This is a genomic window from Halogranum rubrum (genome assembly GCF_900114455.1).
Classification (GTDB): Archaea; Halobacteriota; Halobacteria; order Halobacteriales; family Haloferacaceae; genus Halogranum; species Halogranum rubrum.
In genome coordinates, this window is sequence record NZ_FOTC01000003.1 from 346,292 (window position 1) to 359,961 (window position 13,670).

Below are 13,670 nucleotides of genomic sequence, written 5' to 3' on the forward strand. Positions count from 1 at the left end.
CGCCGGGCGAGCGTTCGACGGCGACGACGGTTTCGGGGGAGACGCCGAACGGCCAGCAATCGTAGTTATCGTCACCGTGGAAAACGAACAGAGGAGGACACGCCGATGCAGACACGTCCGTCGGTCACACGTCGTTTTCTAGAGGACGAGTCCGAACTACCCCGACTCGTCCAGCGACAACAGGAACGACCGTATCTCGGTGGCGAGTTCCGGCCCCTTCTCCTCTTGGAGATAGTGTCCCGCGTCGTCGTACGCGACGGTCGGCGCATCGGGGAACAGTCGCTGCCAGCGCCGGAGGAAGTCCGGCCCGAACGCCGGGTCCTGCGTCCCCCAGAGCAGACAGACGGGCGTGTCGGCGATGGCCTCGCGGCGACTCCAGAGTGCCCGAAGCCACTCGCTCGACCCGAGAATCTCGCGGGGGAACAGCCACGACCCGAGACGTTCGGTCGGCGTCGACAGCGGTTCGAGGTAGTGGCGGTGAATCTCGGGCGTCAGTTTCGAGCGGTCGCCGTAGACGAGCGGCATCACCCAGCGGGCGAAGCCGTTGTGTCGCGTGACGAGGCGTTTGCCGACCGGGTTGTCGAACGCGCGACTGAACAGACGCGTGCGCCGGTCGTGTTCGACCGGCCACATCCACGTGTTCAGCACGACGAGTGCCCGGACGTTCTCGGGGTGGCGCGTCGCGTAGTCGAGGCCGATGGGACCGCCCCAGTCCTGCACGACGAGCGTCACGTCTGTCAGTTCGAGTTCGTCGAGGAAGCGAGCGACGACGCGAGCGTGGTCCTCGGGGCGGTACGAGAAGTCCTCCGGCTTGTCGGAGAGACCGAACCCGAGGTAGTCGGGCGCGATACAGCGGTAGCCGTCGGAGAGGCCGGAGACGAGGTGTCGGTAGAGGAACGACCACGTCGGGTTGCCGTGGAGGAACACGAGGGGGTCGCCGTCGCCCTCGTCGACGTAGTGGAGACGGCCCTCGGGCAAGTCGAGGTAGTTCGACGCGAAGGGATAGCGGTCGGTGTCGAGCCACTCGGGCCGGTCGAGCGCAGGGGTGGACATGAACTGGATCAGGCTTCGAGCGCGGTACCCGTCACTGATACGGCCACGCGGGGGTGACTTCGTCCGAGGCGCTGAAGCCGAGAGGCAGGGAATCCGTAGCGTTTCACGCCCGAGAGGTCGATTGTACCGTCGGGAGTGCGAAGCGATTCGAGGTAGGCGGCCTCCACGACTGGTTCGTGGACGCCGTAGTCGTCGTTCGTCTCGTAGTCGGCGACGGTTCGACCCTCTGCGGTCTCGTACTCGTCCGCTCGCTGGTCGGTGACGCCGACGACGACGACGACGCTGCCCGTCTCTCGGTCGCGAGCGAACTCGCCGGGGTCGAAGTCGTGGCGGTCACAGAGCTGTGGGCCGCGTTCGGCGACGGGAACGAACGTCCGGTCGCCACAGACGGCGCAGACGGCGCTCCGTTTGCCGGGCGGGGGGACACGGCCTTCGTTGACCTCGATGGCGACGCGGCGGAGATGTTTGCAGCGTGCGCCGCGAATCGCGTGGTCGGGGCAGGTACAGGTCCGTTCGTCGAGGTCCACGACGTAGGTGCCGTGGTCTGTCTCGACGACGTATCGGTCGTCACGGAGCGCTCGGACGAGCATCGGTTCGACGCGAGCACGGAGTGCTCGGCCGGTGAAGCCGTCGGCCGGAAGGGTCGGTCGGGTGTTCGAGTGCGGTGACGCTGGTGTGTGTGCTGGATGCGTCATAGTTTCAGGGACTCACGAGGCTGCTGCCTCGCCGTCGACAGAGATAGGGGCCGGAGACACCTAAGACTTCGGTCGAGGGTCTGAAACCATCGAATTCGACAGTTTCCCGGTGTTCGACAGAGGGGCCAGTTCCGAAGTCCTTTTACTACGTCCGCGGAAACGGCCGGACATGGCTATCGAAGGGGAGACGCTCAAGGAAATCATCGTCTCCGTCGTCGCAGTCGGCTTCTTTATCGCACTCATCGTCGCAATCGGCGCCGTCTACGGTCCCGCACTCACGGGAGTGGGTGGTCTCGCCCTCGTCGGCGCTATCGTCCTATTCGTGCTCGTGATGGCCGTCGTCGGCTTCTTCCTCTCGCCCTAGGCTTCCCGCCACTCTCGAACGTCGTCGGCTTCGTCGAGCGCCTTCTCGTAGTAACTCATCGGGTGTGCGATGGTCTCGCACCGCTCGTCTTTGTTCACACAGTCGCCGTAGGCCTGCATCGTCGCACACGTCGGCGCGGCGAACTGTGCCCCGGTGTCGTCGCGGAGATACTCCGTCTGGTAGCGAATCGTCTCCTCGTCGAGCGTCGTGTCGCGGTAGAACTGCACGACTTCGTCGGTGTCCATCCCGATTCCGGTGAGGAAGGCAGTGAGCGCGAACGTCGAGTGAGCGTCGAGTTCGTTGTCGCGGCGGACTCGGTCGAGCAGATGCGACATACAGGGCGGGAACAGGTCCGGCGCGACGGTGTCTATCTGGCGGACGTCGCGGCGGTCGGCCAAGAGGTCTCTGAGCGTCCCGATTTCTGACTCCAGTGAGTCGGCGATGGCGTCGCCGCCGGCGGTGCCGCGGACCTGAAACGGGAGGCCGTCGGCGACGCGGCGTTCGACCGCCTCACGAAGGAGGCGGGTGAGGTCGGCGCGTTCGACGCGAACCGCGCCGTCGACGACTTCGCGGTTGACGAGTCGCCAGCCGTCGCCCCAGTCGGCGTTCGAGAGCGTGAGATACGACCCGAGTGCGACGCGGAACCAGTCCGGGTCGCGGCCGCGTTCGGGCGGTTCGGCGATGACGTCGTCGGCGAGGTCGAACTCCCGAAGCACGTCGTCGAGTGACACCGTTCGTTGGTTCGTACTCTTGAGTCCGTCGTCGGTGGACGAGAAGTCCTCGGCGAAGTGGTCGGCGGCAGTCGCCGCCTCGGCGGCGGCGTACTTCCGAACCGCGGCCGGGGCGTCGATGAGCGAGACGAGGATACGAGCGATGGGGTAGGAGAGCAGTTCGTCCTGCGTGCTCCACTCGCGGGGCGTCTCCGACTCCGTCGTCCCCGAGAGCAACGCCCGTTCGACCCGTTCGCGGCCGCGGGCGACGGCCGGTGCGTCGTCGGCGATGAGCGTCGGCAACGCGACGCCGGACGCTTCGACCGCCTCACGCGCACCGTCGAAGAAGGGGTACCGGGCGTGGAGCGGATTCATTGCTCGCAGGTTTCGAATCCCGGAGGATAAACACGACGATTGACCGGAGACTGTCTGTGTAAATAGTCAGTTCGGAGAGACAGTTCTGTGGCCGTGTTGAATAGAGGCCGCAAGTCGGTTAGGGTAATGCAGACACCGAAATGATAAGTTGACCACAAAATAGAGTCAGTAGAGTGAATAGACGGTCACTACTTGCGACACTGAGCCTCGGTTCGGTAACTGCGTTGAGTGGCTGCCTCAATCTCGAGGGTATCGATGGTGGCGTCCTCACAGTCATGCATCTGTCTTCGTCCGAAGTCCCAGACGTTGTCCCCGCTTCTGACGAGAGACTCGACGAAGCACCGTTGATACAACGAGCGCTTGACCGCGTAAGGCAAGAAAATCCGCAGGGAGTGATGGACTTCCGATTGAATCGGAAAGAGTACAAGACTGTCGCAGATGTGCTCGAGAAGCTACCGTATTACGACCGCCGGGAGCACGAGATGTCGATTCCATCTGGATTCTTCGTTAGTCACGACGATTTCGTCTACCGTCTCGCGTACAGACCGATCTGCTCGGAGACACCATTTGTCTCGTCCGAAAACCCTCGAAACCGGTGCTGGACGACAGTACCCAAAGGGAGTACCACGCTGTAACAAACGGTCTTGGCTCTGTGAGCGCTCCAACTCGTGTTGCGTACACCCCCGTGTGTTGTACGCGAGTTCTGATAGCATTCAGGAAGATGTCTGTGGCCGTGCTGAACTCAGCGCGCAAGTGTGGCACGGTATTTAGGTCACAGCTATGACATCCTGAATCCATAGAAATTCAACATCTAAAGAACAAACAATAAGAAGATGGACGTTAATTTCGACTCAAGAAGGGTTAACTGGTCACTCATAGGACTCATTATCGTCGGAGCTATCACCGCATTCTACGGGTATACACTGTCACAGACGTTATTTTTAGCTCTCGGAGTTGTTGTCAGCGTTGGTTCCGCTTTAACGTTGAAAGTCAAACAGGCGATATTGCCAGTAGTAATGAGCTGTTCGGGCATTCTAATGTTCGTAATTGGTCTCTCTACAAGCCCACCGCTCGGGTACATCCAGATTGTCGGTGGAATTGCGCTAGCAATTACTCCTCTTGCCTCTTTTGCTACTGATATTGTTCGGAATTGAAATTTGTTAGCAGGCTCAAATTGGATAGCTCACTCTTGAGCATCTGCGTATAAATCTCAACAGGAATGCAAGATACACCCTCTCTATTCAGCACGCTAAATCTGACCCCATGTAGACAGGTTAGATGCAGTCCCCCGAACTGAGCGACCGACCCACTGAGAGCCTCGAGCGAAGGACGAGAGTGACTCCACCCCGCAGAGGCGACCGAAACGCTTCACACACATCCAGAAGTCATATCCCGTCCCCCGAGTTTCACACGAGTATGGACGCCTACGAACAGATCACTCGGAACGTCTCCGAGGTGGTCACCGAGGACGAGGTCCGTGCGCTAGCCGAATCACCCGACGGAAAGCGAGCGTACGTGGGCTACGAACCTTCGGGCGTCCTCCACATCGGCCACATGCTGACGGCGACGAAACTCATGGAACTGCAGGACGCCGGGATGGACGTCACGGTCCTCCTCGCCGACGTCCACGCCTACCTCAACGATAAGGGGTCGTTCGAGGAGATTCGCGACACGGCAGAGCGGATGAAAGCGCAGTTCCTCGCCTACGGACTCGACGAGGAGCAGACCGAGTTCGTCCTCGGGTCGGAGTTCCAGTTCGACCGCGAGTACGTCCTCGACCTGCACGCGCTGGAACTCAACACGACGCTCTCCCGCGCCGAGCGAGCGATGGCCGAGATAAAGGGCGGCGACTCGGTGAAGGTGTCACAGGCGGTCTACCCGCTGATGCAGGCGCTCGACATCGTCTACCTCGACGTGGACCTCGCTATCGGTGGGATGGAACAGCGGAAGGTCCACATGCTCGCCCGCGACGTGCTTCCGGCCATCGACGAGGACGCGCCGACGTGCATGCACACGCCGCTCATCGCCGACCTCTCGTCGGGTGCCGGGAAGATGTCCTCGTCAACGGGGACGACCATCTCGATGGAGGACTCCACGAAGGACATCGAAGAGAAAGTCAACGCCGCGTTCTGCCCGCCGACGGCGAACCCCGACCCTGCCGACGACGGTACCGAACGCGAGAACCCGGTGCTCCAAATCTTCGAGTACCACGTCTTCCCGCGCTTCGAACAGGTCGTCGTCGAGCGTCCCGAGAAGTACGGCGGTAACCTGACCTACGACGACTACGCGTCGCTGGAAGCCGAACTCGAATCGGGCGAACTCCACCCGATGGACGCCAAGACGGCGCTGGCGTCGTACCTCGACGAACTCATCGCGCCGGGCCGCGAGAAGATTCGAGCGCAGAAGTAGTCGACTCGCTCTCTTTCGTTCTCTCCTCTCAGGCCATCCCGAACATCGACATCACGTTACTGACGAGTCCCTTCGCGACGAGGCCGAGACCGACGAGTGCGAGGGCGATGCCGACGGCGACGATGGGCGCTTTGTAGGCGACGACGGCGATACCGACGAGCAGGAGGACGACGCCGAGAATACCGGTCGTACCGAGTTTGTCGAGCATAGACGGGAGGTGACGAGCGCACGGAGTAAACCTGCCGCTTCTCCGAGAGCGGCTATCTGGCGCGTTCTCGTGTCCTCGACTCGTGTTCGACGACGAACCGCTCTGTTCCTCTCTTCACCAAGTACGGGAACAGTCGAGCGACGGCGAGACCGACTCTCGTGAACCAGTCGGCCATGACGACGCGGTCCGTCGATTCGACCTGTCGGGCTAGCTTGCGGCCCACGTCCGTGGGGTCGCTCATCGCGGACGCCGGGTAGTCGAGTGCGGTGGCCGAACGGGTCTTCGCCAGTCGAGGATGCATCACGCTACACGAGACGTTCGTGTGCTGGAGTTCCAGTCGAAGCGAACGGGTGAACGACTCGATAGCACCTTTCGTCGAAGCGTATCCGGTGAGACCGGGGTTACCGACGAGGCCGACGCCGGAACTGACGTTGTGGATGCGCCCCTCGTTCCGGGCCAGCATGTGTGGTAAGACGGCGCGAATCGTTCGGAGGTAGCCGAAGTAGTTCACCTCGAAGGTACGCTTCGTGTCCGCGAGCGTCTGCTCCTCGAAGAACCCGAAGTCCAGTATCGCAGCGTTGTTGACGAGAATATCGACCGCTCCCCATCGGTCGAGGACGTCGGCAATCGCCGTCTCGACGTCGCCGTCGACGGTCACGTCACAGTCGTAGAATCGGACTCGGTCGGGAGACGCCTCCTGCAGTGGTCGGACGTGTTCGCCGTCGACGTCGAGGGCGGCGACTCGATAGCCGTCTTCGAGGAGAGTCGTGAGCATTCCGTAGCCGATACCTTCGTTCGCACCCGTGAGGACGACGACTCGTGACGTCTCGAATTCGGTCATCTCTCTAGAGATGCGTTCGAGAGATATCACCTCGCTGGCGAGTTACGATAGTCAGTCCGGAGTCGAAGCGGGCCGAAGAACGCGCGGGGGCGACGAACCGACTGGTGCTCGGTGGCGGCAGCAAGACATAACCGTCCGGAGTCACGAACGTCCCACCATGAGCGAGTCCACACAGCGTCGAGACCTTCGAATGCCCGACGACGACGAGGTGTTCGCCGTCGTGACCGAGATGCTCGGAGCCAACCGTGTACAGGTCCGGTGTGCAGACGGGACGGAGCGAACCGCTCGTATCCCTGGTCGGATGCAGAAGCGTGTCTGGATTCGCGAGGACGACGTCGTCCTCGTCGAACCGTGGGACTGGCAAGACGAGAAGGCCGACGTCGAGTGGCGCTACGAACGCGACGAAGCCGAACAACTCCGCGAGGAAGGCCACATTCACTGACGAAGAGGCTCGGTTTCGAAGCAGTCGACCGCCGAACGGCCGCTATCGCTCGCGGACGTTCGGGTCGTTACAGATCGGACAGCGCAGTTCACTCATCGGCTTCTCCTCCTGTGGGACGAACGTCTCCATACAGGCGTTACACTGGTACAAGGTTCGTTTCTCGCCACTGCTGAACAGGCCGCGTGCTTTGTCGATGACTCCCATGTGTGAGCACCTCGTACGGAGTCGGTGCGAACAGAGAATAAACCGCGAGAATCGTCGCCGACCGTTGCGGACTGTTTCGGCCGTCAGCGCCACGCGACACACCTGCACCCCTTTTCAGGCCGGAGTCCGTAGTCACTCGTAGATGACAGGGGAGTTCGAGCTAATCGAGCCAGAGGAAGCCGAGGGGTTCGGCGACGAGTGGGAGGAGATAGACGTCTCCGACACCGAAGCCGACCGTATCGCGCGAAAGCGCGACAGAAAGTTCAGCGAGTTCAGAAAGCGCATCAAGGACGCCGACCAGTTCAAGGTCGAACAGTCGGTGTTCGACGACGCGACGTTCGCCGCCATCTACAAACTCGTTCAAGACGGGTACATCGAGGCCTTCGGGGGGCCGATTTCCACGGGAAAGGAGGCGAACGTCTACGAGGCACTCGGAGACGACGACACCGACGTCGCGGTCAAAATCTACCGCATCAACGCCTCGAACTTCCGGCAGATGCGCAACTACCTCGAAGGCGACCCACGGTTCGAGGGCATCGGCAACGACAAGGGGAAAATCGTCCTCGCGTGGGTGCGCAAGGAGTTCGCCAACCTCGAACGCGCCCGCAAAGCCGGCGTCCGCGTCCCCGAACCCATCGCCGTCGAGCGAAACGTCCTCGTGATGGAACTCGTCGGACTGGTCGAAGACCGGGCGCGTCGCCTCTCGGAGGTGAACGTCGAGAACCCCGAGACAGCCTTCGAAGTCGTCCGCGAGTACATGCGTCGCCTCTACAGCGCCGGCCTCATTCACGGTGACCTCAGCGAGTACAACCTCATCATCCACGAGGGCGAACTCGTCGTCATCGACCTCGGACAGGCCGTGACGATTCACCACCCGAACGCAAACGAGTTCCTCCAACGGGACTGTACGAACGTCGCGAGTTTCTTCACCCGCCAAGGTATCGACGTGGACGGCGACGAACTGTACGACTACGTGACCGACGTCGAACCAGACAACTAAGGAGAAAAGACGGCGACAGGTCGAAGTCACCCCGTCGTGTCGGCTTTCCTATGGTCGACGCCTCCGCAACCGACCGCGCCGTCGAAGCCTTCTCCCTCCTCGGCGACGACACGCGACTCGCTATCCTCCGAACGTTGTGGGACGCCGAGGACCCCCTCTCGTTCGGCGACCTCAGAGAGCGGGTCGGCGTCCGCGACAGCGGCCGGTTCAACTACCACCTGAAGAAACTCGACGAGCGGTTCGTCCGCAAAACCGACGAGGGCTACGAACTTCGGTTCGCCGGACGGCGCGTCATCGGGGCACTGCTCGAAGGGACGTACGACCAAGCCGACGACGCCGAACCGATTCCCGTCGACGGGCCGTGTCTGGAGTGCGGCGCGGCGCTCACCTACCGGTACGAAGACGAAATCGCCTCCGTCTCCTGCGACGAGGGTCACGACATGCTCAAGACCGGCGTTCCGCCGGGTATCTTTGCCGGGCGTGACGACGAGACGTTGCCGCGGGTCTTCGAGCGGTACATCCGTCGGCAGTCTGAGTGGACGAAGTCGGGGTTCTGTCCGAACTGCTCGGGGCCGACGAGTGCGCAGGTCGGCGAGTCGGAACTGTGGGACCGTACGGACTACACCGTCGTGACGTTCACCTGCGAGCGATGCGGACAGACGCTTCACTCGGACGTGGCCGCAGCACTGCTCGACCATCCGGACCTCGTCGCCTTCGCCCGTGAACACGGTGTCGGCGTCCGCGAGACGCCCATCTGGGAACTCACGCTCCTCCACGACGCGGAGACGACGGTTACGACCGACCCGTTCCGTGCGGCCGTGACGTTCCGACTCGACGGTGACGAACGCACACTCGTCGTCGATGAGGCGTTCTCCGTCGTCGACGTGACGTGAGACGCCGACAAATGACACTGGGAAGACAGAAGAGACCTTCTGCCGAACCAGTTACAGAACCGTCATTCTGCAGACAGTTATCCGGTCGTCGCTCCATCGACGAGTATGCAGATTCCGTTTCGTGACAGCGTCCTCGTTCGGAACCCGAACCTCCGGCGACTCGTCTTCGGGCGACTGGTGACGAACGCCGGGGACAGCGTCTACGCCATCGCGGCGATGTGGTTAGTCTACGACCTCACCGGGTCGTCGGCGTACACGGGTCTCGCGGGACTCTTGACGATGGGGCCGCAGGCCTTGCAGGTGTTCGTCGGCCCACTCGTCGACCGCTGGCCACTCCGCCGAATCCTCGTCGGAACGCAGGTCGTACAGGCCGTGCTCGTGCTCGTGATTCCGGCGGCGTTCCTCCTCGATGCGCTCTCCGTCTGGGTCGTCCTGACCGTGATGCCGGTCGTCTCGTTGCTCAACCAGTTCGTCTATCCGGCACAGAACGCCGCGCTCCCTCGAATCGTCGAACAAGAGGACCTCGTCTCGGCGAACTCGTTGCTCTCGTTGGCGTATCAGGGCGTGGATATGGCGTTCAACGCGCTCGCAGGTGTTCTGGTCGCCGTCGTCGGCGCGGTGACGCTCTATCTCGTCGACTCCGTCACGTTCGTCGTCGCAGCCATCCTGTTTCTCGGTCTGCGTGTGCCCGCGTCGCGCGGAGCGAGCAGTTCGGAGACGGAGGAGTCAGAGGGAGGAGATTCGGTGGGGAGCGACTCGGAGACGGGAGAGCGGACGGCAGCAGTCGCCGACGGCGGAGCGGATTCTTCCTACCTCGCCGACCTGCGGGCCGGTCTCTCGTTCGTGCGTGGCACCATCCTCCTGCCACTGCTCGTGACCAGCGTCGTCGCCAACGGGACGCTCGGCGGCGTGTGGGCGACGATGCCTGCCTTCGCCGACGCCCGCGGTGGCCCGGAGACGTACGGGGTTCTCATGGCCGCCATCGCCGGCGGGATGCTCGTCGGGGCGCTCGTCGCGTCGCGGTTCGAAGACTACCCACTCGGCCGGTTGACGGTGACGCTGTACGCGCTCTCGGGGAGTCTCTGGCTAGCGGCGGTGTGGTCGTCGTCGCTCCCGTCGACGGCGGCCCTCCTCGCACTGGCGCTCGTTCCGGTCGGCATCTCTAACGTCATCGTCGTCACGATGTTTCAGACGCTCGTCCCCGACGACTTGCTGGGTCGAGTGATGGCCGCAATCGGGAGCATCTCCACCGTCGCGATGCCGCTCGGGTCGGCGGCCGGTGGCGTGGTCGCAGACGCGACGAGTGCGACGTACGTCGTCGCCGGTGGGGGTCTGGGACTGCTGTTCGTCGCCGTCTACATCGCCGCGATTCCGTCGCTTCGTCGACTGCCGCGAACGGAAGAGCTAGAGACGCTGCAGCGGGCGTCCGCGGAGTGAACAGTCTCCGGACGTGGCCAGAGCGCTTAGGGATGTGTCGACCGTTACCACGTTCATGTCCAACAGCGTGAAAGTTTCCGAGTTCGACTACGAGTCCGACGACGAGGGGAACCTCGTCGTCACAGCGACGCTCCGAAACGAGAGTGACGAGGCGGCGACGGTCACGCTCATCGCCAGTGTGACCGCAGGGAAAGGGAAGAACGAGCGAGAGGTCGACCAGTCCGAGCAGTTCGAACTGTCGGAGGGTGCGAGCGCAGACGCCGCCTTCACCTTCGACGTTCCCTACACGCGCTTCGAGCGCAACGGTGGTCTGGACTTGGAAGTCCACCCGGCATAACCCGACGAAGCCCGACGAAGCATTTTTTTGTAGTGGGTCGGTAGGAGAGCGTGATGCAGTCCGCTCCCGACTCCATCTGCTGGCGCTGGTGGCCGCACGCCGTGGGAGCGGACAGTCTCTCGGTCGTCGACGCCGTGGCGTAACCCGGCGTCTCCGGTCGCGGATGCTCACTTCGTTCTCTCGTCTGTGCGAATCGAGTACAGCACACGACCACCAGCGACACGTATTCAAACACTCGACAGATGGACGACTTCACCGTCACACCGTACACCGTCGAAGGCGACGTCGACTACGACCGCCTCCTCGACCAGTTCGGTGCCGACCGACTGACCGACGAACAGCTACAGAACTTCCCCCACCCGACCCACCGACTGCTCCGCCGTCGCGTGTTCTACGCCGGCCGCGACGTCGACCGGTTCACCGCCGCCGCGGCTCGTGGTGAGACCGTCTCGGTCGTGACTGGTCGGGGTCCCTCCGGGCCGATGCATCTCGGACACGTCTACCCCTTCTACTTCGCGAAGTACCTCCAAGACGAACTCGGCGCGTACGTCTACATCCCGCTCTCTGACGACGAGAAGTACTTCTCGAAGGACCTGACGTTCGACGAGATTCACGAGTACACCCGGCAGAACGTCCGCGACATCCTCGCCGTCGGGTTCGACCCCGAGCGCACGAGACTCGTCGTCGACACCGCCGACGCGGACGTGGTGTATCCCGTCGCCGCCGAGTTGGCGAAAGAACTCACGCCCGCCGCCGTCGAGGCGACGTACGGGACGCCGCCGAACGTCGGTCTGGGATTCTACCCGGCGGTGCAGGCGACGCACCTCCTGCTCCCGCAACTGGTCCACGGCCGCCACCCGACGCTCGTTCCCATCGCTGTCGACCAAGACCCGCACGTCCGGGTCTGTCGCGACATCGCCGCGAAGCAGCGACACGACGTGGAGAAACCCGCCGCGCTGCTCTCGCGGTTCCTGCCCCGACTGGGCGGTGGCGGCGGGAAGATGTCGACCAGCGACGACGCGCCCGGCATCCTGCTCTCGGACGACCGCGAGACGGTTCGCGAGAAAGTCCAGCGACACGCCTACTCCGGCGGCCGAGACGACGTAGACGCACACCGCGAACACGGCGGTGATCCGACCGTCGACGTCGCCTACCAACTCCTCGCGTACTTCTTCGAGGAGAGCGACGAGACGTTGGACCGACTGGCCGCGGACTATCGCTCGGGTGAGTTGCTCTCGGGCGAGTTGAAAGCGTACGCCGCCGACCGCATCGCCGACTTCCTCGAAGGGCACCAGCGGCGACGACCCGAGGGTCCAATCGCCGACGTCGTCGAACCGTATCGACTGACCGAAGCGGAACGAGCACGGGTGCGACCAGACGTCTTCGGCGGCGAATCTGACCGAGAGTAGCGCCGACGAACGACACCGCGAGACGGCATCCGCGTGTGTCGGTTTCTCCCACAGAGCGACGACGAACAAACGCTTAAACCGCTCGAACGGATATCCCAGTTCATGCAACACGTGAAGGTTCCGCAGGACCGCATCGGTGTCGTCATCGGTGACGGCGGCGAGACCATGCGGGAGATCGAGAGTCGGGCCGAGGTTCGGCTCGACATCGACTCCGAGAGCGGGTCCGTCGCTATCGACTCCGTCGGCGACCCTGTCACGGGACTCGCCGCCCCGGACATCGTCCGGGCCATCGGCCGCGGGTTCAAGCCCGAGGTCGCCCTCTCGCTGCTCGACAACGACATGCGGATGTTCGACCTCATCGACATCGGTGAGGCCACGCGAAACAAAAACGACATGAAGCGCCAGAAGGGTCGACTCATCGGCGAGAACGGTCGGACCCGCCAACTGATGGAGGAGCTGTCGGGTGCCCACGTCGTCATCTACGGGTCGACGCTCGGCATCATCGGCCAGCCAGAAGAGGTCGAGACGGTCCGCCGCGCCGTCGGGATGATTCTCGACGGAGCGCCCCACGGAGCGGTCTACTCCTACCTCGAACGGAAGCACAACGAACTCTCTCGCGGTGCCCAACTCTCGGGCTCTACCGAAGACTTCTGACGTCGCGTCTCGTCTCTCTGTCTCGCCGCACTTCTGTGCAGTAGCGCCTCGACACGGACACGGGATAGCTACATGTCTCTCGCCACAGTAGCACGGATATGAACGGCCAAGGTGCGGTCGAAGGCGTGTTCGTCACAGCGACGTCCGGCGGCACAGTCGAGCGACGAGATGAAGTCGACGCGCTTGCGGGTCGTGGACTCCGTGGGGACCGACACTGCAAAGAACAGCCATCCGACGCTGGTGACGACGTGACGCTCATAGAGCGGGAAGCCCTCGACGCGATTCGGCGTGAGTCGGGTATCGAACTCGCACCCGGCGAACACCGCCGTAACGTCGAGACGCGCGACGTCGCGCTCAACCACCTCGTCGGCGAGCGATTCCGCGTGGGCGACGCCGTCTGTCGCGGTGTCGAACTCTGTGAACCGTGTAACCACCTCCAGCAGATGACCGAAGACGGCGTGTTGCAGGCGCTGCTCCACCGTGGTGGACTCCGCGCCGAAATCGTCGAGGGCGGGACGATTCGTTCGGGCGACGCCGTCGTCTCACTCGACTGAGAACGCGGTGGTCAAACCGCGCTTTCGCTGCCGACGTCCGCCGGCCAGCGTGTCACGAGTACTACTTATACGGCCCTGTGGGAGA

The 13,670-nt window shown here is 63.0% G+C and carries 17 protein-coding genes; 11 read left to right on the forward strand and 6 right to left on the reverse strand.

Features of this window, described 5'->3' with window-relative positions; all coding sequences use genetic code 11:
- Positions 1-156: 156 nt before the first annotated feature.
- Positions 157-1,053 carry an alpha/beta fold hydrolase gene (locus tag BM083_RS15725; protein WP_089870428.1) on the reverse strand — a complete coding sequence of 299 codons (897 nt, stop codon included), beginning with the start codon at positions 1,051-1,053 and terminating at the stop codon, positions 157-159.
- An 8-nt stretch (positions 1,054-1,061) separates the two neighbouring features.
- A complete protein-coding gene (locus tag BM083_RS15730) occupies positions 1,062-1,748 on the reverse strand; it encodes an SWIM zinc finger family protein (protein ID WP_089870430.1) in 687 nt (228 codons plus the stop codon).
- Positions 1,749-1,917: 169 nt separating this feature from the next.
- On the opposite strand from BM083_RS15730, the gene BM083_RS15735 reads away from it, so the two are divergent.
- Positions 1,918-2,112 carry a DUF7472 family protein gene (locus tag BM083_RS15735; protein ID WP_009367017.1) on the forward strand — a complete coding sequence of 65 codons (195 nt, stop codon included), beginning with the start codon at positions 1,918-1,920 and terminating at the stop codon, positions 2,110-2,112.
- Here BM083_RS15735 and BM083_RS15740 read toward each other — a convergent pair.
- A complete protein-coding gene (locus BM083_RS15740; protein WP_089870433.1) occupies positions 2,109-3,197 on the reverse strand; it encodes a DNA primase large subunit PriL in 1,089 nt (362 codons plus the stop codon). The two genes, BM083_RS15735 and BM083_RS15740, sit on opposite strands and share 4 nt — an antisense overlap.
- An 833-nt stretch (positions 3,198-4,030) precedes the next feature.
- On the opposite strand from BM083_RS15740, the gene BM083_RS22870 reads away from it, so the two are divergent.
- Together BM083_RS22870 and BM083_RS15750 are read left to right on the forward strand one after the other, a co-directional pair.
- The gene (locus BM083_RS22870; protein WP_143085748.1) at positions 4,031-4,351 is read left to right on the forward strand and encodes a hypothetical protein; all 321 of its coding nucleotides are present in this window, start codon (positions 4,031-4,033) and stop codon (positions 4,349-4,351) included.
- Positions 4,352-4,613: 262 nt separating this feature from the next.
- Entirely contained in the window at positions 4,614-5,606 is a 993-nt protein-coding gene (locus tag BM083_RS15750) for a tyrosine--tRNA ligase (protein WP_089870437.1), read from the forward strand.
- A gap of 28 nt (positions 5,607-5,634) precedes the next feature.
- Here BM083_RS15750 and BM083_RS15755 read toward each other — a convergent pair whose 3' ends face one another.
- Both BM083_RS15755 and BM083_RS15760 read right to left on the reverse strand, forming a co-directional pair.
- Entirely contained in the window at positions 5,635-5,814 is a 180-nt protein-coding gene (locus BM083_RS15755; protein WP_009367020.1) for a DUF7470 family protein, read from the reverse strand.
- A 52-nt stretch (positions 5,815-5,866) separates the two neighbouring features.
- Positions 5,867-6,655, reverse strand: coding sequence for an SDR family NAD(P)-dependent oxidoreductase (locus BM083_RS15760; protein ID WP_177197660.1), 789 nt, complete (start codon positions 6,653-6,655; stop codon positions 5,867-5,869).
- A 157-nt stretch (positions 6,656-6,812) separates the two neighbouring features.
- Between BM083_RS15760 and eif1A the strand changes: the two genes are divergently transcribed.
- The gene (gene eif1A / locus BM083_RS15765; RefSeq protein ID WP_089870441.1) at positions 6,813-7,097 is read left to right on the forward strand and encodes a translation initiation factor eIF-1A; all 285 of its coding nucleotides are present in this window, start codon (positions 6,813-6,815) and stop codon (positions 7,095-7,097) included.
- Positions 7,098-7,139: 42 nt separating this feature from the next.
- On the opposite strand, the gene BM083_RS23415 is transcribed toward eif1A, so the two are convergent.
- Complete coding sequence (locus BM083_RS23415) at positions 7,140-7,301, reverse strand: hypothetical protein (RefSeq protein WP_177197661.1); 162 nt, start codon at positions 7,299-7,301, stop codon at positions 7,140-7,142.
- 142 nt (positions 7,302-7,443) lie between these two features.
- Between BM083_RS23415 and rio1 the strand changes: the two genes are divergently transcribed.
- The 7 genes from rio1 to BM083_RS15800 all read left to right on the forward strand — a co-directional run bounded on the left by rio1 (position 7,444) and on the right by BM083_RS15800 (position 13,585).
- Positions 7,444-8,301: a serine/threonine-protein kinase Rio1 gene (rio1, locus tag BM083_RS15770; RefSeq protein WP_089870443.1), complete on the forward strand. Its 858-nt coding sequence runs from the start codon at positions 7,444-7,446 to the stop codon at positions 8,299-8,301.
- Positions 8,302-8,351: 50 nt separating this feature from the next.
- Positions 8,352-9,194: an ArsR/SmtB family transcription factor gene (locus tag BM083_RS15775; RefSeq protein ID WP_089870445.1), complete on the forward strand. Its 843-nt coding sequence runs from the start codon at positions 8,352-8,354 to the stop codon at positions 9,192-9,194.
- Between the two features lie 105 nt (positions 9,195-9,299).
- A complete protein-coding gene (locus BM083_RS15780; protein ID WP_089870448.1) occupies positions 9,300-10,631 on the forward strand; it encodes an MFS transporter in 1,332 nt (443 codons plus the stop codon).
- Between the two features lie 34 nt (positions 10,632-10,665).
- Positions 10,666-10,968: a hypothetical protein gene (locus tag BM083_RS15785; protein WP_089870450.1), complete on the forward strand. Its 303-nt coding sequence runs from the start codon at positions 10,666-10,668 to the stop codon at positions 10,966-10,968.
- Positions 10,969-11,210: 242 nt separating this feature from the next.
- On the forward strand, positions 11,211-12,377 hold the full coding sequence (locus tag BM083_RS15790) for a tryptophan--tRNA ligase (protein ID WP_089870452.1): 1,167 nt from the start codon (positions 11,211-11,213) through the stop codon (positions 12,375-12,377).
- A gap of 102 nt (positions 12,378-12,479) precedes the next feature.
- On the forward strand, positions 12,480-13,031 hold the full coding sequence (locus BM083_RS15795; protein WP_089870549.1) for a KH domain-containing protein: 552 nt from the start codon (positions 12,480-12,482) through the stop codon (positions 13,029-13,031).
- A gap of 98 nt (positions 13,032-13,129) precedes the next feature.
- The gene (locus tag BM083_RS15800; protein WP_009367031.1) at positions 13,130-13,585 is read left to right on the forward strand and encodes an MOSC domain-containing protein; all 456 of its coding nucleotides are present in this window, start codon (positions 13,130-13,132) and stop codon (positions 13,583-13,585) included.
- The last annotated feature ends 85 nt before the right edge of the window (positions 13,586-13,670 follow it).

Bases quoted from the DNA above. Each gene is read 5' to 3' on its own strand.
- BM083_RS15760 (WP_177197660.1), bottom strand. From the start codon at position 6,655: ATGACCGAATTCGAGACGTCACGAGTCGTCGTCCTCACGGGTGCGAAC.
- BM083_RS15775 (WP_089870445.1), top strand. From the start codon at position 8,352: ATGGTCGACGCCTCCGCAACCGACCGCGCCGTCGAAGCCTTCTCCCTC.
- BM083_RS15800 (WP_009367031.1), top strand. From the start codon at position 13,130: ATGAACGGCCAAGGTGCGGTCGAAGGCGTGTTCGTCACAGCGACGTCC.
- rio1 (WP_089870443.1), top strand. From the start codon at position 7,444: ATGACAGGGGAGTTCGAGCTAATCGAGCCAGAGGAAGCCGAGGGGTTC.
- BM083_RS15750 (WP_089870437.1), top strand. From the start codon at position 4,614: ATGGACGCCTACGAACAGATCACTCGGAACGTCTCCGAGGTGGTCACC.
- BM083_RS15790 (WP_089870452.1), top strand. From the start codon at position 11,211: ATGGACGACTTCACCGTCACACCGTACACCGTCGAAGGCGACGTCGAC.
- BM083_RS15795 (WP_089870549.1), top strand. From the start codon at position 12,480: ATGCAACACGTGAAGGTTCCGCAGGACCGCATCGGTGTCGTCATCGGT.
- eif1A (WP_089870441.1), top strand. From the start codon at position 6,813: ATGAGCGAGTCCACACAGCGTCGAGACCTTCGAATGCCCGACGACGAC.
- BM083_RS22870 (WP_143085748.1), top strand. From the start codon at position 4,031: ATGGACGTTAATTTCGACTCAAGAAGGGTTAACTGGTCACTCATAGGA.
- BM083_RS15755 (WP_009367020.1), bottom strand. From the start codon at position 5,814: ATGCTCGACAAACTCGGTACGACCGGTATTCTCGGCGTCGTCCTCCTG.
- BM083_RS23415 (WP_177197661.1), bottom strand. From the start codon at position 7,301: ATGGGAGTCATCGACAAAGCACGCGGCCTGTTCAGCAGTGGCGAGAAA.
- BM083_RS15740 (WP_089870433.1), bottom strand. From the start codon at position 3,197: ATGAATCCGCTCCACGCCCGGTACCCCTTCTTCGACGGTGCGCGTGAG.
- BM083_RS15730 (WP_089870430.1), bottom strand. From the start codon at position 1,748: ATGACGCATCCAGCACACACACCAGCGTCACCGCACTCGAACACCCGA.
- BM083_RS15780 (WP_089870448.1), top strand. From the start codon at position 9,300: ATGCAGATTCCGTTTCGTGACAGCGTCCTCGTTCGGAACCCGAACCTC.
- BM083_RS15725 (WP_089870428.1), bottom strand. From the start codon at position 1,053: ATGTCCACCCCTGCGCTCGACCGGCCCGAGTGGCTCGACACCGACCGC.
- BM083_RS15735 (WP_009367017.1), top strand. From the start codon at position 1,918: ATGGCTATCGAAGGGGAGACGCTCAAGGAAATCATCGTCTCCGTCGTC.